The organism is Nocardia sp. CA-120079, from assembly GCF_050955745.1.
Taxonomy (GTDB): Bacteria; Actinomycetota; Actinomycetes; order Mycobacteriales; family Mycobacteriaceae; genus Nocardia.
In genome coordinates, this window is the sequence record NZ_CP192088.1 from 6,420,530 (window position 1) to 6,440,992 (window position 20,463).

At 63.4% G+C, this 20,463-nt stretch carries 16 protein-coding genes; 8 read left to right on the forward strand and 8 right to left on the reverse strand.

The genetic code is table 11. The features are described from left to right. Positions 1-268 precede the first annotated feature (268 nt). Entirely contained in the window at positions 269-1,243 is a 975-nt protein-coding gene (locus tag ACQPYR_RS29645; protein ID WP_433622219.1) for a PDR/VanB family oxidoreductase, read from the forward strand. Positions 1,244-2,408: 1,165 nt separating this feature from the next. Here the strand turns inward: ACQPYR_RS29645 and ACQPYR_RS29650 are convergent. After that, positions 2,409-4,604 carry a malate synthase G gene (locus ACQPYR_RS29650; protein ID WP_433622220.1) on the reverse strand — a complete coding sequence of 732 codons (2,196 nt, stop codon included), beginning with the start codon at positions 4,602-4,604 and terminating at the stop codon, positions 2,409-2,411. A gap of 155 nt (positions 4,605-4,759) precedes the next feature. Here ACQPYR_RS29650 and ACQPYR_RS29655 point away from each other — a divergent pair, with 155 nt between their 5' ends. From ACQPYR_RS29655 to ACQPYR_RS29670, 4 genes are all read left to right on the forward strand, one after another. Then, positions 4,760-5,539: an IclR family transcriptional regulator gene (locus ACQPYR_RS29655; protein WP_433622221.1), complete on the forward strand. Its 780-nt coding sequence runs from the start codon at positions 4,760-4,762 to the stop codon at positions 5,537-5,539. A 685-nt stretch (positions 5,540-6,224) separates the two neighbouring features. After that, on the forward strand, positions 6,225-7,598 hold the full coding sequence (locus ACQPYR_RS29660) for an FAD-binding oxidoreductase (protein ID WP_433622222.1): 1,374 nt from the start codon (positions 6,225-6,227) through the stop codon (positions 7,596-7,598). 943 nt (positions 7,599-8,541) lie between these two features. Then, the gene (locus ACQPYR_RS29665) at positions 8,542-10,101 is read left to right on the forward strand and encodes an LVIVD repeat-containing protein (RefSeq protein WP_433622223.1); all 1,560 of its coding nucleotides are present in this window, start codon (positions 8,542-8,544) and stop codon (positions 10,099-10,101) included. Continuing rightward, positions 10,098-10,754, forward strand: a complete 657-nt coding sequence (locus ACQPYR_RS29670; protein ID WP_433622224.1) for a DUF305 domain-containing protein — start codon at positions 10,098-10,100, stop codon at positions 10,752-10,754. Before ACQPYR_RS29665 ends, ACQPYR_RS29670 begins: the two co-directional genes overlap by 4 nt. Before the next feature lie 519 nt (positions 10,755-11,273). Here ACQPYR_RS29670 and ACQPYR_RS29675 read toward each other — a convergent pair. The 7 genes from ACQPYR_RS29675 to ACQPYR_RS29705 form a co-directional block, all read right to left on the reverse strand. Beyond that, positions 11,274-11,543 (reverse strand): SDR family oxidoreductase, encoded by a 270-nt coding sequence (locus ACQPYR_RS29675; RefSeq protein WP_433622225.1) that lies wholly within the window; start codon positions 11,541-11,543, stop codon positions 11,274-11,276. A gap of 359 nt (positions 11,544-11,902) precedes the next feature. Continuing rightward, positions 11,903-12,931 carry a 4-hydroxy-2-oxovalerate aldolase gene (dmpG, locus tag ACQPYR_RS29680; RefSeq protein WP_433622226.1) on the reverse strand — a complete coding sequence of 343 codons (1,029 nt, stop codon included), beginning with the start codon at positions 12,929-12,931 and terminating at the stop codon, positions 11,903-11,905. Next, on the reverse strand, positions 12,928-13,902 hold the full coding sequence (locus ACQPYR_RS29685) for an acetaldehyde dehydrogenase (acetylating) (protein ID WP_433622227.1): 975 nt from the start codon (positions 13,900-13,902) through the stop codon (positions 12,928-12,930). Before ACQPYR_RS29685 ends, dmpG begins: the two co-directional genes overlap by 4 nt. Then, positions 13,902-14,708 carry a 2-keto-4-pentenoate hydratase gene (locus ACQPYR_RS29690; RefSeq protein WP_433622228.1) on the reverse strand — a complete coding sequence of 269 codons (807 nt, stop codon included), beginning with the start codon at positions 14,706-14,708 and terminating at the stop codon, positions 13,902-13,904. The genes ACQPYR_RS29685 and ACQPYR_RS29690 overlap by 1 nt, the downstream gene beginning before the upstream one ends. A 5-nt stretch (positions 14,709-14,713) precedes the next feature. Continuing rightward, positions 14,714-15,502, reverse strand: coding sequence for an alpha/beta fold hydrolase (locus ACQPYR_RS29695; RefSeq protein ID WP_433622229.1), 789 nt, complete (start codon positions 15,500-15,502; stop codon positions 14,714-14,716). Continuing rightward, positions 15,499-16,437, reverse strand: coding sequence for a 3-carboxyethylcatechol 2,3-dioxygenase (locus tag ACQPYR_RS29700; RefSeq protein ID WP_433622230.1), 939 nt, complete (start codon positions 16,435-16,437; stop codon positions 15,499-15,501). The genes ACQPYR_RS29695 and ACQPYR_RS29700 overlap by 4 nt, the downstream gene beginning before the upstream one ends. Further along, positions 16,434-17,423 carry a zinc-binding dehydrogenase gene (locus tag ACQPYR_RS29705; protein ID WP_433622231.1) on the reverse strand — a complete coding sequence of 330 codons (990 nt, stop codon included), beginning with the start codon at positions 17,421-17,423 and terminating at the stop codon, positions 16,434-16,436. Before ACQPYR_RS29705 ends, ACQPYR_RS29700 begins: the two co-directional genes overlap by 4 nt. Positions 17,424-17,523: 100 nt before the next feature. On the opposite strand from ACQPYR_RS29705, the gene ACQPYR_RS29710 reads away from it, so the two are divergent. Genes ACQPYR_RS29710 through ACQPYR_RS29720 form a run of 3 tightly spaced genes read left to right on the forward strand, consistent with a single transcriptional unit; the run spans position 17,524 to position 20,422 of the window. Next, positions 17,524-18,879, forward strand: a complete 1,356-nt coding sequence (locus ACQPYR_RS29710) for an aromatic ring-hydroxylating dioxygenase subunit alpha (RefSeq protein ID WP_433635277.1) — start codon at positions 17,524-17,526, stop codon at positions 18,877-18,879. After that, positions 18,876-19,214, forward strand: a complete 339-nt coding sequence (locus ACQPYR_RS29715; RefSeq protein ID WP_433622232.1) for a non-heme iron oxygenase ferredoxin subunit — start codon at positions 18,876-18,878, stop codon at positions 19,212-19,214. Before ACQPYR_RS29710 ends, ACQPYR_RS29715 begins: the two co-directional genes overlap by 4 nt. Further along, positions 19,211-20,422 carry an NAD(P)/FAD-dependent oxidoreductase gene (locus ACQPYR_RS29720; RefSeq protein WP_433622233.1) on the forward strand — a complete coding sequence of 404 codons (1,212 nt, stop codon included), beginning with the start codon at positions 19,211-19,213 and terminating at the stop codon, positions 20,420-20,422. The genes ACQPYR_RS29715 and ACQPYR_RS29720 overlap by 4 nt, the downstream gene beginning before the upstream one ends. The last annotated feature ends 41 nt before the right edge of the window (positions 20,423-20,463 follow it).

A 20,463-nucleotide genomic window follows, 5' to 3' on the forward strand; every position in this document is an offset into this window, starting at 1 on the left:
AACGATCCACGTCGGCAGTAGCGCCGTGACCGCGGCTGCACCGAACACTCCTGTGTTATCGGGCGCGCGCGTCTATCGCATCCACTGGACACCCTGTACAGACCTGCTGCGTGCAGTGTGCCACTGCGCTGAACAGGAATTCGAGGATCCGGTCGAAATGTGGGAGTGGCTGCTCGCTGACCTCCGCGGGCACGATCCGGCTCCCGTCGATCCCAAGCCCGCGCCGGTCAATGCCGGCGTGTACGCCCTGACATAGGAAAACAGACCCATGACCACCACAGCACCCGCCGAACCGGACCTGGAACTCATTCTCGAGCACAAGCAAGCCATAGCCGAGAGCGTCGTCGAACTGACGCTGCGGCACCCGAACCAGCGGCCACTTCCGGCCTGGGAGCCGGGCGCACATATCGATCTGGTGCTCGGCGACGATCTGGTGCGCCAATATTCGTTGTGCGGTGACCCTCGTGACCTCTCGGCGTTCCAGGTTGCGGTGCTCCGCGAACCGGAGGGCCGGGGTGGCTCCCGCCATGTCCACGAGGCGCTTCAGGTCGGACACCGAATTCGCGTACGGGGTCCGCGGAACCACTTCCCCCTGGTCGATGCCAAGCGCTACGTGTTCATTGCCGGCGGGATCGGGATAACGCCGTTGAAGCCGATGGTCGCGGAGATCGCCGCGACGGGGCGAGAATGGGCACTGGTCTATGGAGGCCGGCACCGGACTTCGATGGCCTACCTCGACGAGTTGGAGCAGCGCTACCCAGGGCAGGTCGATATCTACCCTGAGCATGAACGCGGTCGAATCAATCTTGCCGGGGCGCTCGGCGAACCGGGCGCCGACTGGGAGCAGACCGCCGTGTACTGCTGCGGCCCCGAATCCTTGCTCGAAGCGGTGGAGGCCTACTGTGCCACGTGGCCTGAAGGCATTTTGAATATCGAGCGATTCGCGCCCAAGCCCGATGCGGCCGACGGCCGGCGCACGGCCTTCCAAATCGAGCTGGCGCAGACCGGACGGGTATTGGACGTGCCGTCCGAACGCTCCATCCTCGACATCATCGAGGAAGCCGGAGTCCCGGTACTCTCGTCGTGCCAGGAAGGCACCTGCGGGACCTGCGAGACCGTGGTCCTTTCCGGCACGCCGGACCACCGCGACTCGATCCTCACCGAAGCGGAGAAGCAGACTGGCGAGACGATGATGATCTGTGTGTCCCGTTCCTGCTCAGCTCGACTCGTTCTCGACCTGTGAGCGACGAGAGACTGACGTGACTACCATCGTCCCGGACAGCAACGCACCCATTCTCGACCTGGATCCGTTCGCCGAAACCAATCTGGCAGAGCCCTATTCCAATGCATGAAGCCCTGCGTGACGCAGGCCCCGTGGCCTACCTCGAGCCATACCGGGTGTGGGCGCGAGGGTGGATACGACCGTCTACGGGATCGCGAAACCGGTTGAGGCGCTCGCGGCCAATCCGGAACAGTGGGGTCGACTCGATGCGAATCCGTCGTTGGCGCGCTTCGCGTTCGACGAACCGCTGCGATACAAGTCCCGGGTCCAGACGTTTTTTCTACAACCACCCACGAGGTGGAAGTAGCGGGGACGCGCATTCCGGAAGGACAGAAGGTGCTGCTGTTCCTTGGCGCGGCCATTCGTGATCCACGCAAATGAGTCAGGACGCTGACCGATTCGACATCACGCGCCTAGCAACCGGCAACGTTGCTTTCGGCGTGGTCATTCACCAAGGCGTTGCGCAGCCGAACACACGGCTAAAAGTCGAGTTGGTCCTCACCGCATTAGCGGAACGAGTCGAGCGATTGGAATTGATCGGCGATTCGGTTCCAAGCTCAACGACACCCTCGAAGGGGGGAAAGCGTGCCGGTCCGGGTACACCCGGCCTGACCTTCGGAAATAGGGGAAGCGGAACCGTCCAGGCTGGCGCACTCCAGAATCATAAGAGTTTCCATCTGGACGGTTCTGTTATGTGGCACCTATCGGGCCAATTATCCAACTTCGGCATCGGCTCGGAAATTGTGGACCCACTCCTGAATCGGAGGAAGGAACCTAATTCTCATGATCGGGTTCGCTCCCACCTGAGGCCCTCAGTATCAGGACGGTGCTCGAGGTCAAGAAACTCTGGACAAGCGGTCATGCGACTGGGCTCGGTTGGCACACCTATGTTAGGCCACGGGTCGCCTGCCTGTCAGTTTTTCAGCGTGGTCGGACAGGCCAAGATCGATCGGCATTCGGACGGCCCATTGTGTGCCGAGATATTCTATGGGTTCCCAGGGCAATTATGGCCATTTGTCGTCGAACTGTTCGACCATCCTCACTTGGACCTCGTGGCACCGAACCGGGGAAAGAAGAGGGCTTAGGTGACGTGAGAAGTCGCCGGCACGGAGGCGGGGGCTCCCCGTCAGCGTCCTATAGCCATGGCACCGGCTTTGAACTGGCGTCGACGCCGATGCAGGATTGGTTCCGTATAACCGTTGGGCTGCCGTGCGCCTTCGAGTATCAATTCCTTCGCTGCCTGGAATGCGAGGCTGCTATCAAAATCCGGCGCCATCGGCAGATAGTCGGGGTCTCCAGCGTTCTGCCGGTCGACAACGGAAGCAATCCGCTCCAGCGCCGCAATGACGTAATCAGAGGAGACGACCCCGTGGCGGAGCCAGTTCGCCAATAGCTGGCTCGAAATTCGAAGAGTCGCACGATCTTCCATGAGTGCAATACCTTGGATATCTGGTACCTTCGAGCAACCGACGCCAGCATTGATCCACCGGACGACATAACCAAGGATCGATTGACAATTAGTGTCGACTTCGTCCCTCTTTTCAGATTCGGACAGATCTCCGACGCTGGCGAGCGGAATAGTGAGCAAGCTGTTGATTTCCGACAGTTGAGCATCAGGCAATCGGTCCTGAACCTCATAGACGTCGACTTGATGGTAGTGGGTAGCGTGAAGGGTGGCCGCAGTAGGCGACGGCACCCATGCGGTGTTCGCTCCGGACTTCGGGTGGCCGATCTTCTGCTCGAGCATCTCCGCCATCTGCTCGGTCATCGCCCACATACCCTTACCGATTTGCGCTTTGCGCTGAAACCCGCTGGCCAGTCCGGTGGCGACGTTCCTGTCCTCGTAGGCTCCAAACCAGGGCTGCTTCTTCATCTCCGCCTTGCGAATCATCGGACCGGCTGCCATCGAGGTGTGGATCTCGTCGCCGGTGCGGTCGAGGAAACCAGTATTGATGAACACGACCCGCTCAGATGCTTCCTTGATACACGCGGCAAGATTGATGGTGGTGCGGCGTTCCTCGTCCATGATTCCAACCTTCACCGTGTTGGCGGCAAGACCGAGAACTATCTCGACGCGATTGAATAGTTCGGACGTAAATGCCACCTCTTCGGGCCCGTGCTGCTTCGGCTTCACGACATATATAGATCCAGTTCGAGAGTTCTGGAGCGGCCCCGTCTGCTCCGATACCGACAACCCAGGAATTGCGCATAAACCAGTGATCACAGCGTCGAGAATACCCTCGAAGACCTCGGTCCCGTCGGCGTGCAGTATCGCTGGTGTAGTCATCAGATGCCCGACATTGCGGACAAACAACAATGAACGCCCGTGTAGGACGAGCTCCCCGCCGTCCGCGCTTGTGTAGACACGATCGGGGTTTAGGACGCGATTGAATGATGCACCATCTTTAGTTACTTCCTGCGTGAGGTCGCCACGATTCAAACCCAGCCAGTTGCGGTACCCGGCGACTTTGTCGTCGGCATCAACCGCGGCAACTGAATCTTCGAAGTCAATGATCGTTGTTACCGCGGCCTCGAGCATCACGTCTTCCACGCCAGCTCGATCGGTCTGTCCGATCGGCGAGTCAGCATCGACGCAGATTTCGATGTGAAGGCCATTATTCTGCAACAAAACTCTGTCTGGGCAGTCGACTCTTCCGGCGTATCCGACGAACTTTCCTGGCTCTACCAGTGTGGTGACCGCCCCGCCCGGAAGCTCGGCATTCAAGGCAAAATTGGTGATGAAGTAGCGGACGACATCGGCATGGGAGCCCTCAGTGAGGGGCGCGGCCACATCGAGGAAGGCCCGAGCCCAGGCGATGACCTTGGCACCTCGAATTTCGTTGTAGGAGTCGCCTCGTACGGCCTCGCCGTCCTCGGAGATGACATTGGTGCCGTAGAGGGCGTCGTACAGCGAACCCCAACGGGCGTTGGCAGCGTTTAACGCAAAGCGTGCATTGAGGACAGGAACTACCAGTTGCGGGCCCGGAGTCGCGGCAATTTCGTCATCGACGTTCGCAGTGGTGATGCGGAAGGGGGGCGGTTCCGGTACCAGATACCCGATCTGAGTCAGGAAGTCCCTGTATTCGCGTCGCTCGATCGGCTCGCCAGCACGGGCATGGTGCCACTGATCGATCGAGGACTGCAATCTGTCACGGGTGGCGAGCAGTTGCTGATTTCGCGGCGTGAGATCCGTGATCAGGTTATCGACTCCCGCCCAGAAGTCGTGGGAGGAGAGCCCGGCAGCCGGCAGAGCCTCGCTCTCAACGAAGTCATACAGGGCCTCGGCGACCTGGATCCGGCCAACCTGTCGATACGTCGTCATGGGACTACCTTCCGTTCCTGTCTATTTGCGTTAGTTCGTGTTCGAAGGCCAAAGGGATGGACAGTTGCAACGCCTCTTCCTCCCGGTATCGGCGCCGCTTTTTCGCTTCGTGGAATGATGGCGGTGATCGCGACGCGAATGAACGGAGACGTGAGATGGCAACGACCCCCCGACCTGCATCGGGCGGCGGTTTTGTCCAGTCCGTCGAGCGCAGCTTCGACATTCTCGAATCGATGGCGTCGTTGGGCGGGCCGATCGGCGTGACGGAGCTGGCAGAAGCCGTCGACTTGCCGTTGCCGACAATCCATCGGATCATCAGAACTCTCGTGAACCGCGGCTACGTCCGCCAATTGCCGAATCGTCGATACACCTTGGGGCCTAGGCTGATTCGACTCGGAGACAGCGCCACTCAGCTCATCGGGACCTGGTCGCAGCAACATCTGTCGCGGCTCGTCGAACGAACCGGTGAAACCGCCAACATGGCCGTGCTCGACGGAAACATGGCCGTGTACGTTGCGCAGGTTCCTTCGGCGCACTCCGTACGAATGTTTACCGAAGTCGGCAAACGTGTCTATCCGCACTGCACCGGCGTCGGAAAAGCGCTGCTTGTGCAGCTGTCCAACGACACCGTGCGGGCCCTTCTCGCACGGACCGGCATGCCCGCCTACACCGAAAACTCGATCACCGACCCCGAAACGCTGCTTGCCGACCTCGAACAAAGCCGCACGCGCGGATTCGCCATTGACGAAGGTGAGCAGGAGGTCGGAGTGTGCTGCTTCTCCGTGCCGGTTCCGAATGCACCCTCTCCGACAGCAATTTCGATCTCCGGTCCGGCAGCGAGGTTGACAGTCGACTCCGCGGCCAGCATCGCGCCTTTGTTGAAGGCGGTAGCGCAGGAGCTCGCGATGGAGTTCGACAAAGGAGCGGTGCTGTAAACCTCGGCGCCCATCTCCACGACCCGCGGAACCCCTTGCGGCCGCCCGCGCCGCAGAGCCGGTCCCGCCACGACGGTCAATGCCCTGCGAAAATGAAGGCGCCCATTTCCCATTCGCAGCAGGTGATCCGGCTGTCACTGAAGAAATCCATTTCTGCCCGTCGTCGACGGGCGTGGCATTCATGCGCGGGGAACCGTGCTGCGGCAGCCGCGCTCTGCCCTAGACGCTGAAGGATGCTGTCGAGAATTATTCCGCAATGCGAAAAACTAATCTCGTTATGCGATAGAGTGAACTCGCCAGGCGACAACCTGTCAAGCGGGCAGGTTTGACCTCACTCAGTGGTCTGTCTCACAGGGCTCCTCCAGGCCGCTCCCCCCCGGACACTTGAGCGACCCAACACCTGGCTCGGCAATCGAACTCGGCAATGAAGTCCTGCGTCATCGCCCCAGCCGGTATCGCCGCGGCCGCAGCGCACCGCCCACAGATGAGCATTGACAATCCAGGGGGTGCCTGTCACTCTCGTTTTTTGGAAGAAACCTCTCGCATCCCGGAAGTTTCGCGCGCTTCGACGCCGCGTTCCGGCAGCTTGCGATTGACCCGGGTACGCACGAAAGCGCGCGACTACCTGCTCGCGCCCTGCGGCCATCGGAGCCGCGCGGCCCCTTACACGATCGAGGAGATCCCGATGACAGCCATGGATCAGCGACTGCGCGAATTGCGGGAGCAGATCCCGCAGGCAGCGATCATCACAGATCCCGATGTAACCGAGTCCTATCGCAGAGATCGGGCTCGCGACCCCCAAGCCGGCCGACCGGCTGCAGTCGTGCGTCCCACCAGCACCGAAGATGTACAAGCCGTCATGCGATGGGCAAGCAAGTACGAAATCCCGGTCGTTCCACGCGGTGCCGGCTCAGGACTGTCCGGTGGCGCCACTGCTGTCGACAACGGCATCGTGTTGAGCACCGAAATGATGCGCCACATCGAGGTCGACCCGATCACCCGTACCGCGACCGTGCAACCGGGCCTGATCAACGCGGAGGTGAAACGCGCAGCCGCAGAACACGGCCTGTGGTATCCTCCGGATCCCTCCTCGTTCGAAATTTGTTCGATCGGCGGCAACGTCGCAACGAACGCGGGAGGCCTGTGCTGTGTGAAGTACGGTGTTACAACCGATTACATCCTCGGGCTTCGGGTCGTCTTGCCTGACGGCACCGCAGTTGCGCTCGGCGGTCCCCGCCTCAAGGACTCGGCCGGACTCTCCTTGACCAAACTGTTCGTCGGCAGCGAAGGCACACTCGGCATCGTCACCGAGATCATCCTCCGCCTCATACCAGAACAGGCTCCCAGCAGCACGGTGGTCGGTTCGTTCGCCACCGTTCAGGACGCAACCAAGGCGATTCTGGACATCACCCGGGTGATGCGTCCCGCAATGCTCGAGTTCATGGACCGAGCATCGATTGGCGCGGTCGAGAACAGCATGAAAATGGGCCTGGACCTCACCGCGCATGGCATGCTCATCGCCCAGTCCGATTCCCCTGGAGCGGACCGAGCGCGCGAAACCGAGTTCATGGCCGAAGTATTCCGTACCAACAACGCGACAGATGTGTTCACCACAGACGACCCGGAAGAGGGTGAAGCTTTCACCGCGGCACGGCGCTTCGCTATCCCAGCCGTGGAGCGTCTCGGCAGCCTACTTCTCGAAGATGTCGGCGTCCCGCTGCCAATGCTGCCCGCCCTGATAGAAGGCATCGAAGACATCGCCGCTGCGCGCGATGTTCTAGTGGCAGTCATCGCACACGCCGGCGACGGCAACACTCACCCACTGATTGTGCATAACCCAAACGACGAGGACGAAACTGCCCGCGCCAACCTCGCTTTCGGTGAAATCATGGACCTCGCAATAACTCTCGGTGGCACCATCACCGGCGAGCACGGAGTCGGTCGCTTGAAGAAACCATGGCTGCCCAAGCAAGTCGGCGAGGACGTGATGGAACTCAGCCGCCGTATCAAATCGGCTCTCGACCCGCACTCCATCTTGAACCCCGGAGCCGTCCTCTGATCGTCTTACGGCGCGTGGCCACCCAGGGGGAGTTACCCCAGGCGGGCCCGCCACCACCCGTTCCAGAACTGGACACTTCTGGGCGCATGGCGCCATTCAGATACTGCCGGAAGGACCTTCTGGCCTCCGCCGTCGCCGACCGCCGCAGGGGTTTGGACGCCGCTGTCGCTTACGTACTCGGCGAACAACCAACTGCCACAACGCATGCATCTCTTCCGGCTCGGCGGCGGCATGGATCGATCTCACCGGCATTCCCCGTTTCTGATCGGTAAGTTGCTCGAGCACGTCAGCAGACGTGGAGGCGAGCAAGCTGCCAGAGGTTCTAACACGCTGGTTGGAGCGAACTCGCATTATTTGCGTGTTCATGGCTGTCAGAGACTCACTGCAATGCACCGTCCGGAACCTCGATCCAGCGATTGAGGTCGCCGAGATCGCGGACTCAGTGTCATCGACACTCACCCGCTTGCTGCCGTGCGGCGGTGTCGTGGTTGATGAGCCACCGCTATTCCCCGCGGCCGCTGACGCCGGAAGAAAGTCCGACACTGACGGATTAACCACCTCACGGTTTCCGAGGATGTCTCGACATCGGCGCGCTCGAATCGTGACTACGCCGCACCTGCATCGCCGCGCGGCACGGGCGGTTTTGCAGCTTGCCCGCTCCGGGACGCTGCAACGGGATGCTGACCGTCCGCGCCGGGTCAGGGCCGTTCCGCCTGACGGAACGCCAGCTACGCCACACTCCGATTCATGAGTGACAGTGTTCACACCAGATGCGCTCGCTGCATCGGTCATCCGCGACAGAACGTCCCAGCGCAGCAACCGGGGGCTCGGCCACCGGGACAAATTCGGATTGGGCGCCGCCCGCCCGCGGACACAACAGATACCGACGGCGTTGGGCCTACGGTAGCGGATCAGGAAGGACTCCTCATCGGTGAGGAAGGCAATGCCGTCACTCTTTGTACACGTCCGCCGATTAAGCACTCTCGGCATCGCAGCAACACTGTTCCCGGCGCTGACCGTGTTCGGCCCGGCAGGCCAAGCCGCCGCCGAGGTCCAAGTACTGCACGACATCTCCCGCTCTACCGCCACCCGCGCCACCTGCGCACCGGATTCGACCCCCGAAACCGGCCTTCAAGGCGACGTCCCTGCCGCTGACCGCGACAACGGCCGCAGCACTCAGGGCTACACCTGCAACATCACGCGCGTCGGAAGCTACGGCGGCTACGGCGGCGGTGTGGTCTCAGCGGCCTTCGACACCTGTGCCTACATCGGCAGCTTCGTCCCCGGTAGCTTCAACGGCCCCGCTGTCGGAGTCCAAGTGCTCGATATCGCCGACCCCGCCAATCCCGTCCTCGCCGGTGCGCTGACCGAACCCGCGATGCTGGCGGGCACCTGGGAATCGCTCAAGGTCAACACGACCCGCAAACTCCTCGTCGCTACAGGGGCGCCGTTAATGACCGGCGCCGGACTGATGTCGGTCTACGACATCTCCGACTGCCGCCACCCGCGTCTGCTCAACCCCGGACCCGGCAGCACCCTGTCCATTCCCTTGCCGATCACTGCCCACGAAGGCGGATTCTCACCCGACGGCAACACCTACTGGTCCTCTGGGGTCGCCCCCGGACTGGTCAGCGCCATCGATCTGAGCGACCCCGCCCAACCGAAAGTCATCTGGCAGGGCCTGCCAGGACCCTCCATGCACGGTATGGGCTTCAGTCCCGACGGCAACCGCCTCTACCTCGCAAATAGCATGGGCGGGGTCACCATCATGGACATCTCCGCTGTGCAGCGCCGCGAAACCGACCCTGCGGTCCCCATCTTGTCGGAGACGACCTGGACCGATGGCTGGGCCACCCAGCACACCGTCCCCGTAACCTACGGCGGCACACCGTACCTGTTCGCCCCCGACGAAGCAGGCAGCGGCGGAGTCAAACTCATCGACATCTCCGACGAGACCCGCCCGCGCGTAGTCAACTCGATCAAACTCGAAATCAACCTGCCCGAAAACCTGGCCTCCGCGCTCGCCTCGAGTATGGGCAGGTCGATCTTCTCCTACGACCCGCACTACTGCACCGCCGATCGCCCAGCCGACCCGACCGCGCTGGCGTGCGGATGGTTCGGCTCCGGCATCCGGGTCTTCGACGTCCGAGACCCGTTCCAGGTCAGAGAAATCGGCTACTACAACCCACCCGCGCGCAAGAACGAAGCGGACCAGCTCGTCAACTCCGCGCACAAGACGATGGCCGTCCTCGGGGCGCCTATCCTCGGCGCGAACGCGCTCATGCAGGCCATCACCAACGTCTTCGATTCCGGACAGGTACACAACCCACGCTCCGGCGAGTTCGTCTTCGGTGACATGTCCAGCGACTGGTGCACCTCCCCGCCCCACTGGCGAGGAAACCAACTGTGGGTGAGTTGCAATGACAACACCTACTCCACGCTGGCGCTCGCCCCGGCCGTCTACACCCCGCCGTCGAACCAGCAAACCACCATCGGCTCATGAGAGCTCGTACCTGGGTGACCGCGGCCGGACTCACCAGCCTGGCCGTACTGCTGCTATGCATCGGCGCGGGCGCGCGGCCGCTCTTCATCGACGATCGCGCCCCGGCCGAACCCGTACTGACACAGACCGAGGTCGGCTTCGCCCAGGATATGCTCGCCCACCACAATCAGGCCTTGATCATGGTCTCGCGCCTGGACCCCGACGCCGACCCCGCGGTCTTGGCTATTGCCCGCCGCATCGACACCGTGCAACGAGGCGAGATCGGTGAACTTATCGGTTGGCTGCGCCTGGCGGGCCAACCGACGGTCAACCCCACACCCATGTCCTGGATGCACCAACCCGACCCCACCACCGCAGCCCACCACCGCACAGGGTCCGCCACCGACGTCACCGTCCACGAGAGCCTCATGCCCGGGATGGCAACACAGCAAGAACTCGACGCCCTCTCCGCCGCCCGTGGCCAGGACGCGAGCGTGCAGTTCCTGCGCCTGATGCAACGCCACCACTACGGCGGCATCCAGATGACCCAAGCCGTCGATCGGCTCCTCGACGGCGGCATCGTCAAACAAACTGCCCGCGACATGATGAGCAGCCAAGGCCAGGAAGCCGGACTCATGGGACTAGAACTCGACTCGATAACTCCCCGCGGCTGAGTGGCACTCGGCTCGAATTCGACTGGACGACAACGATATTTCGCCGAGTCTCACTGTGGTCCTCCTCGAAACGGTAGCGTCGCGGCCACCCCGCCCCCGCCAAGGTGTGCCACGATCGGTGCCGTCCCCGGACGGCGGCCGCGTCAGCGCGGTCTCGCCGGTATTCGGATCGTCTTGGTGCCGGGGAGATCACGCGGCAACATGCCTGCGTCCACCAATGATCGAGGGCAGATCGTCCCAGGCCGGGCCCCTTGATGTCGAGTGCCGGTGACCACAGAACATCCGGAGCCGATCCACGCGGTCCGTCCCCGTATAAGAACACATCCTCAAGCAAAGTCGGCTTCACTTCGCGCGCCCAGATCGCGGCCTGGGTCGCGGAAGACGCTTAACGATACGGTCAGTGACCGTCCTTTACCTGAAGCCGGACACGGGCGGCCCTCATGCCGCCCGTGTCCGACAGTTACCCACCTACGACATCGGCAGCAGCACGACGGCGTCCGGAATTGTCGTACCGATTGCTCATCGACCACTTCCTCCGTCGATAGGGATGACCGCTCCGGTGACATTCCAGGCACCGGACGCCAGCCAGCCGAGAGCATCGGCGACATCGTCGGCGGATCCGAGTCGACGCAACGCAATGGTGGCGACCGCCTGTTCGGTCGCTTCTTCGACGGAGACCGATGTCTCCTGCGCGATTATCTCCAGTTCGGCCGCGCCCATGTCGGTGTGGACGAATCCCGGCGCGACGGCATTGACGCGACCGCCCTCGGGACCCTGTTCGGTAGCCATCGTGTTGTCCTTGCGGCCACCGCCGGATGCTCGGATGCCACCGACCGCAGGGGTCAGCCTCCGGTGGCCCCGACGCCGAACCATGGCAAGCCAAAACCGCCCGGCTCCTAGACCTCATCATGCCCGGTCTGCGCGCCGGAGCGCCCAGACCGGGCTGACGATCCGGGGCCCGGTATGCGGCGCTCAGACACGACCGCCGGGTGGGCCGCAGACCGACCACACCGCACACGACCGACGGATAGCAGATCGCCCCGGCGATGTCGTTGCCCCATGCGACTCTCACGACGGTTCTGAGCGCATGGGCAGTTCACTCCGCAGGCGATAGCTCATCGCTCATTGTCGTTCGCAGGGCGGGAGAATCAGTCTGCGGGCACAGGGGCCTTATCACCGACGAGGTCCAAGGCGATGTCGACGATCATGTCTTCCTGGCCGCCGACCAGCCCGCGGCGGCCGACCTCGAGCAGCAGGGTGCGGGCGTCGATGCCATAGCGTTCGGCGGCGATCTCGGCGTGGCGCAGGAAGGAGGAGTAGACACCGGCGTAGCCGAGGGTGAGAGTTTCGCGGTCGACCTGGACCGGCCGGTCACGTAGCGGGCGCACCAGGTCGTCGGCCGCGTCCTGGAGTGCGAACAGGTCGCAATTGTGTTTCCAGCCTTCGATATTCGCGACGGCGATGAATGGTTCGATCGGGCAGTTACCGGCACCGGCGCCTTGTCCGGCCAGTGAGGCGTCGACACGGGTGACGCCCTCCTGTACCGCGACGACACTGTTGGCCACCGATAGTGAGAGGTTTTCGTGGGCATGGATGCCGATTTGGGTGTCGGGTTCGAGTACGTCCCGGTAGGCGCGGATGCGATCACGTACCGCGGTCATGGTCAGGCGTCCGCCAGAGTCTGTGACGTAAACGCATTGCGCGCCATAGGATTCCATGAGTTTGGCTTGCGCGGCCAGTTCGGGGGCCTCTGCCATGTGGCTCATCATCAGGAATCCGGAGACATCCATGCCGAGTTCGCGGGCCGTGGCGATGTGCTGGGCGGAGATATCGGCCTCGGTGCAGTGCGTGGCGATCCGCACCGAGCGCACACCGAGGTCGTAGGCGCGTTCGAGTTCGACGATGGTCCCGATGCCGGGTAGCAGCAGGGTGGTCAGCACCGCATTGCCGATATTCGCCGCTGCGGCCTCGAGCCACTCCCAGTCGGTGTGGCTACCGGGTCCATAGTTGACCGAGCCACCGGCCAAGCCGTCGCCGTGGGCGACCTCGATGGCATCCACGCCGGCCGCGTCGAGGGCCGCGACAATACGGCCGACCTCGACCGGGTCGATGCGATGCCGGATGGCATGCATCCCATCACGCAGCGTGACGTCCTGGATATACAGCTCGTGGGTCATCGCACTGCCTCCGAAACCATCTGGGCGGCACGGGTTTTGCGCAGGGCGATCGATTCCGCGACTCGCAGAGCGGCCGAGGTCATGATGTCGAGATTTCCGGCGTAAGCGGGCAGATAATGGGCAGCACCTTCGACTTCGAGGAAAACCGACACGCGGGTGATCACCGGCCCGGCGCCGTCAGGCACGAGAGTGTGTATCGGCTCATCCGAGTCGATCGGCGTGAACTGAACCTGTTGTTTCAACCGGTAGCCTGGCACGTATTGCGCTACGCGGTCGGCCATTTCGGCGACCGAAGCGCGGATGGCGTCGTGGTTAGCGTCGCCGATGAGGCAGAACACGGTGTCGCGCATGATCAGCGGTGGGTCAGCGGGGTTCAGGATGATGATCGCCTTGCCACGTGCGGCGCGGCCGACGGATTCGATGGCGTGCGAAGTGGTTTCGGTGAATTCGTCTATATTCGCGCGCGTGCCGGGCCCCGCCGACTTCGACGCGATCGAGGCCACGATCTCCGCGTAGTGCACTGGCGTTACTGCGGAGACAGCGGCGACCATCGGAATTGTCGCCTGTCCACCGCAGGTCACCATGTTCACGTTGTCCACGCCCGCGTCCAGGTGCTCGTCCAGGTTGACCGGCGGTACCACGAACGGCCCGATGGCAGCGGGGGTCAGGTCGATCAGCGTCTTGCCGTAGGGTCCGAGCTTTTCGGCGTTCGCGATATGGGCCTTGGCCGAGGTGGCATCGAAGACGATGTCGATGTCGTCGAAGTTCGGCAGCGCGATCAGTCCGTCGACACCTTTGTGGGTGGTCGGCACCTTCAACCGGTTGGCGCGAGCAAGTCCGTCGGAGTCGGGGTCGATGCCGACCATCGCACCCACTTCCAGGATGTCGGACAGGCGCAGTACCTTGATCATCAGGTCGGTGCCGATATTGCCGGACCCTATGATGGCGACTCTGGTCTTGCTGGGGGTCATTACCCCTCCTTCGGGGAGAATGTGGCGGAAACCGAACCGAGCGGGCCGATCTCGGCGCGGATGCGCGTGCCAGGCGGTGTCGGCACCATCGGCCCGAGTGCGCCGGACAGAATGATCTGGCCCGCGCGCAGCGGCTCCCCGTATTTACGGGCAGTGCGGGCCAGCCATGCCAAGGCGTTGAGTGGGTCGCCGAGGCAGGCGGCACCGTTGCCTTCCGAAACCAGCTCGTCGTCGGCGTACATGCGCATCATGATTTCCCGTGGCGAGAAATCGTCGAGGGTGAGCCGCTGGTCGGCGAGGACGAACAATCCGCTGGAGGCGTTGTCGGCGACCGTATCGGTGATGGTGATGTCCCAGTCGGCGATTCGGGAGTCGACGATCTCGAGTGCGGCGACCGCGTAGTCGACCGCGGCCCGGATCTGCTCGTCGCCTAGGTCACCATCGTCGAGGTCGTCCTTCAAGATGAAGGCAATCTCGGCCTCGGCCTTGGGCTGCAAGAGACGCCACGACGGCACCGAGGCCGCGCTGGAGCAGTCCATATCGGCGAACAAAACCCCGAAGTCGGGCTGGTCCACGCCAAGCTGCTGTTGCACCGCGGGCGAGGTGAGACCGATCTTGCGGCCAACGATCACCGCACCGTCGGCGATGCGGCGGCGGGTCAGTTCGGCCTGCACGGCATAGGCGGACGCAATGTCGCCCACGCCGAGCAGGCGAACCGGTGGGATCGGCTGCTGGGTGCGGATCGCGCCGATGATGAGGTCGGCGGCCTGCCCGACGATATTCGCGTCGATTTCGGTTGTGTTCATGTGGTTCACGTCCTCGAGACTGGTTGTGGACGACGGTGTTTCGCGAGATGTTCAGCGACGGATGCGTTGAACAGCACAGGTTTCTCCACGTTCGCCAGATGCCCGCAATCGGCAATCGACCCCCATGTCGAGCCTGGAATGGCCAGTGTCATCTCCCGCACCAATGACGGTGATGTGACCTGGTCCAGTTCGCCGGCGAGGATGAGTGACGGCGCGGTGATAGCGGGTAGCAATTCCTCGGCATCGTGTGTGGCCAGGGCGTCACAGCAGGCGGCATACCCGCGCGGGCTCATCGTCGCCAACATCAGCAACGACGCGGCATAGGTATCGGGTTCCCGCTCGGCGAACCCCGGTGCGAAGCGACGCGCCGCGGTGACTCGCACGATCTCGGACAGCCCGTGCGTCCGAACGACTCGGGAGCGGGCATGCCAGAAGTCGGAGTCGTATCTCGGTGCCGCACACGCAATCACGACGGAGGTCACAAGATCGGCGTACGTCGCGGCGAGCACCTGTGTGACCGCACCACCGAAACTCAGCCCGACCACAGCGAATTCGTCCACACCGAGCACCTCCAGCAGCCGCACCACATCGGCGGCAAATCCTGCCACTGTCCACTCTTGCTCAGGGACCGGGTTGCCACCGTGTCCCGGCAAGTCGACGGCGATCGTGCGGTAGTCGGTGGCAAAGGCCCGCAGCTGCGGATCCCACATCGACAGCGTCGTACCGAGTGAACCAATGAACACCACCACCGGAGCGCCGACTAGCCCGTTGTCGGCGTAGTGCGGGTACCTCATCGGCGTCGCGCTGTCGTGACAGAGAATCCGGCGATCCAGGCCGGAATCGCTTCGTAGAACCGGTAATTCATCTCGTAGTCGCCACCTGCGGCCAGTGAGGCGTATGCGGCGATCCAGGTCCGCACCTCATGGGCCGAGCCGCCGCCTTCCCGGGCCATGTCTTCGACGCTCCACGAATCGAATTGCGCAAGTTCACCCTTGGCGAGGAGATCGAGCAAAGCGTTGTCCCAGCTGGGATTGATCGGAACCATGGTGCTCGATCCAGCGACATAGTCTCGTCCGGCCTGCACGACCCGCTCCTCCCCTCTGGCGCGCTGTTCAGGTGTCGGTGAATGTCCCTCGATCAGCGCCTCGGCTACCCGCGGCGGTGCGCCCTGCAGAACCGGCACCGGCGGGTCGTGCGACAGTCCGCCGGAGGCGAGGTAAAGCACACGCAAGTCCAGTTCGCTGGCCGCGTCTCCGATTGCGGTGCCCAGCGCGCGGATCCGACTCACCGGCCCGAGCGGGGTGGCGACACCATTGACGAACACCGGAACCACCGGTACACGATCGATGCCACCGAAGAGCACCTCGAGCGGCTGTGCGAATCCATGGTCGACCAGCATCCGCGAGGAGATGGTGAGATCGACACCACGGTCGAGCACACCTTGTGCGAGCACCATCGCAGCGCCTGAGTCGACAGATAGCTTTCCCGCGGTTGTGCCGAAGTCGCCTACCGCCTGTGCCTCGGTGGCCAGACAGAACGGCGGCATTTCCTTGTAGAAGAAGCCGTTGTAGTGATCGGGTGCGTACAGCACCACCAGTTCGGGGTCGAAATCACGGATGAATTCTCGTGCGGTGTCAACTGCCTGATCGACACGCACCAACACATCCGGTTCCGGATCGTTCTTGCCGATCAGGGGTGAGTGGGACAGGCCAACGGCTGCTGCGGTCACGCGTGTTCCTCGGAGTTCGGTGGATTGATGACGAGTTTGCCGGTCAGTGCACCGTCGATCATGAGCTGGAAAGCTTTGTGAATATCGTGGAGCGGCAAGGCTCTATCGATGACCGGGCGCACACCTGTGGCCTCCATCATGCGTAGCATCGCGACGAGCTCGGCGCGGGTGCAGCCGGTGGAGCCCAGGATGCGTTGCTGCATATAGAAGACTCGACCGAGGTCGGCTGGCGGATTCATTCCGCTGGTGGCACCGGCGACGACGACGGTGCCACCCGGGCGCAGTGATTTCAGCGAATGCGACCAAGTGGCTTCGCCTACGGTTTCGATTACAACATCAACCCGTTCGGGCAGCCGCGCACCGGTGGGCAGGGCAGCAGTAGCACCCCAGGTGAGCGCTTCTGCGCGCTTGTCCTCGCTACGACTGGTGGCGTAAACAACCGCACCGGCGGCCGCAGCGAGGATGATGGCGGCCGATGCGACGCCACCGCCGGCACCCTGCACGAGTACCCGATCACCGGCGCGTAAACCGGCTTGGGTGAACAACATTCGGTAGGCGGTAGTCCAGGCAACCGGAAGGCATGCGGCCTCATCGAATGACAGCCACTGCGGCTTTGGCACCAGATTGCGGGACGGGACACATAGATACTCCGCGAATGTGCCGTCGTATTTTTCGGACATCAACGCACGATTCGGATCCAGGGTTTCGTCGCCGTCACCGGCATCCGGATCGGCGATCACTGGGTGGACGATCACAGCATTGCCGTCTTCGTCGTAACCCGTTGCGTCGCAGCCGAGCACGATCGGCAGCTGTTCCGCCGGATGCCCGACGCCCCGCAGCGTCCACAAGTCGTGCATATTCAGCGACGACGCCACCACCCGCACCCGCGACCATCCAGGCCGTGGCTGCGGGACGGGAATATCGCGCAACACCAGACCCGATAGTGGATCAGCGGCGCTCTGTGATACGGCCTGTGCAGCAAGCATGCCATCACGTTCGCTTGGGTCCGTGATCTCCCACCAGTCCGTGTGCCGTTGTGCGGAACGTGGGGTGGATACCGTGACGGTGGACCGGTTCCCTGATGACATGACCTCCATCGAATCCGCCACCGGCCGCGAAGCCGTCTGCGCCACCCCGTGTGGCGCGCTGCGGCGTCCGGCCGAACTGGCTCGCAATATCGATGTCTCGGGGCTGGTCGACAGCCAAGGCGGTCTGCTGGACCGGGCCATTTTCACCGACGAGCAGCTCTACCGCCAGGAACTGCGCAGGGTATTCGCCCCGAGCTGGTTGTTTCTTGCGCACACCGACCAGTTCCACAAGCCGGGCGATTTCTTCACGACCTACATGGGCGAGGACCCGGTCATCGTCACGATGGACAAGCAGCGCCGCATCCGCGCCTACCTGAACTCGTGCCGTCACCGCGGCGCACGCGTGTGCCGCGCGGACTTCGGCGCCACCCGCAACTTCACCTGCACCTACCATGGGTGGGCCTACGACCTCGACGGCAAGCTGGTCTCGATTCCGAACCAGGACGGATATCCGGACTCGTTCGACACCGGCGACTGGGGTCTGGTCGAAGTGCCGCATGTGCAGTCCTACCGCGGCCTGATCTTCGGCACCTGGAACCCGGAACCCATGACCCTGCGTGACTATCTGGGCGATATGGCCTGGTACATGGACGCGATGCTCGATCACGACGACGAGGGCACCGTGGTCGCGGGTGGGGTGCACAAGTGGGTGTTGGAGGGAAACTGGAAACTAGCGGCCGAGCAGTTCGCCACCGACTGGTACCACGTCAATATGAGCCACGCGTCGGCGCTGATGGTGCTCTCGCCGACGAAGAACCCGAAGAACGAGATCGTGCACCGCGTGGGCCGCCAGTACGTCGATCCGAACGGGCACGGGCACGGTTTCCCTGTGCATCCGAAGAACCGTTTCAACGCGCAGAAGGTGCACGAGTGGACCGACTACGCAGCCCTGCGCGAACGCCTCAGCGATGCCCGGGTAGAAGGCCCGCTTACCGACGGGCACGCCACAGTGTTCCCGAACTTCTCCTACCTGCCGGTCATAGGCACCATTCGGGTGTGGCATCCCAAGGGCCCTGACCGCATGGAAGTGTGGTCGTGGACCGTGGTCGACAAGTCCATGCCACCGGAAGTGCGTGAGGCGCAACGGCTTTACAACCTGCGCACCTTTGGTCCCAGCGGCATCTTCGAGCAGGACGACGGCGAAAACTGGAGCGAGGTGCAAGCCATCTCGCATGGGTTCATCACCAACCGGGTGCCGCTCAACTACCAAATGGGACTGGGCTCCGAGCGCGAGGACGGCCGCCATCCCGGCGCGACCAGCGAACTCTACAGCGATGCCGCCGGTCGCGGTTACTACGGCCGCTGGCGCGACCTGATGAACACCCCCGCCTGGCACGAGAAGGAAAACCGATGAGCAGCACTGGAATTCGGGTCGCCACGCTCGAAGACATCCCGGTCGGCGAGGGAATCGCGATCGACAAGACCGTCACAGGCACCGATGACAACATCGCGCTGCTGCGCGATGACGATGGCAACGTCTATGCCCTCGACGACACCTGCCCGCACGAAGTCGCGTCCCTGGCCGAGGGCTGGGTGGAGGACGGTTTCGTGGAATGCCCAATGCATTCCAGCAAGTTCTGCCTGAAAAGCGGTGAAGTGCAGTGCCTCCCGGCGACGCAGAATACCCGGCCGCACCGCGTCGAGGTACGCGACGGCGAGGTGTTCGTCTATCCGAACGAGGCGCCGTGATCGGCAATGTCATCATCGTCGGCGGCGGGATCGCCGGGATAGCCACCGCGGCGGCGCTGCGATCGGGCGGGTTCGTGGGGGATCTAACGCTCGTGGACGCGGGCGAATTCCCCTACGACCGCCCACCGCTTTCGAAGCACTTTCTCGCCGGGAAGAAGCACCACAGCGAGATCGCACTTCAACCAGCCCAATGGTATGACGACAACAAGGTCCGGCTCATCGCGCGATCGCAGGTCACCGCGCTGCGACCGGATACCGGCGAAGTCGAACTCCGCGACGGCACAACGCTGTCGGCCGATCGCGTCGTGCTCGCCACCGGTGGCCGGGCGGCCCAGCCCCCGATTCCGGGCGGTGAAAGCAGCCTCGTGCACGTGTTGCGGAGCACGACCGACGCCGAGCGGCTGCGCGACGCGCTTCAGCCTGGGGCACGCGTGCTTGTGGTCGGGGCCGGTTTGATCGGTGCCGAAGTCGCCTCCACCGCAGTAGATCTCGGCTGCGCGGTAACGCTGGTCGATCCGGTATCGCCCCCGCTATCCGGGACGCTCGGAGCGGAAATCGCGACCTGGCTGCACTCCCGGCACACCGAACGCGGTGTAACCACATTGCGTGCCAGCGTGAAAGCGCTGCGCGACACCGTTTCCGGCATACGAGCGGATCTGGGCAGCACCGACACGCACACCTTCGATGCAGTCGTCCTCGGTGTCGGGATGGTCCCCGCCACCGAACTGGCCGAGGCGGCCGGCCTCGAGGTCGATCGCGGCATCGTCGTCGACAGCACCCAGACCACATCGAACCCGGCTGTCCTCGCTGTCGGTGACCCGACCCGGACACGCCTCGATGGCGTCCTACTGCCGCGCGCGGAGCACTGGGAGGCGGCACAGCACGACGGACAGCGCGCCGCGGCAACGATTCTCGGCACTCCCCCACCGCCCACGACCGCATCCTGGTTCTGGACCGATCGGCACGGCGTGCACGTCGAGGTAGTCGGCGACATGGCGGCGGCCCAGCACACAGTGCTGCGCGGAACCGTTGGCGACCTCCCGTTCGCCGCCTTCGGTCTCACCGGAACCCGCGTCGTCGGCGCCGTCGGTGCCAACGATGCCGCCGCGATCCGAGCCGCCCGAAGGCTGATCGATCGCAATATCGAGGTCCGAGCCGATCAGCTCGCCGACACCGGCACCGACCTGCGCAGGCTGCTGCGCGGCTGATGTGCCGCTCTGCGGCACAACCGCTTCGACCTGCCGACCCG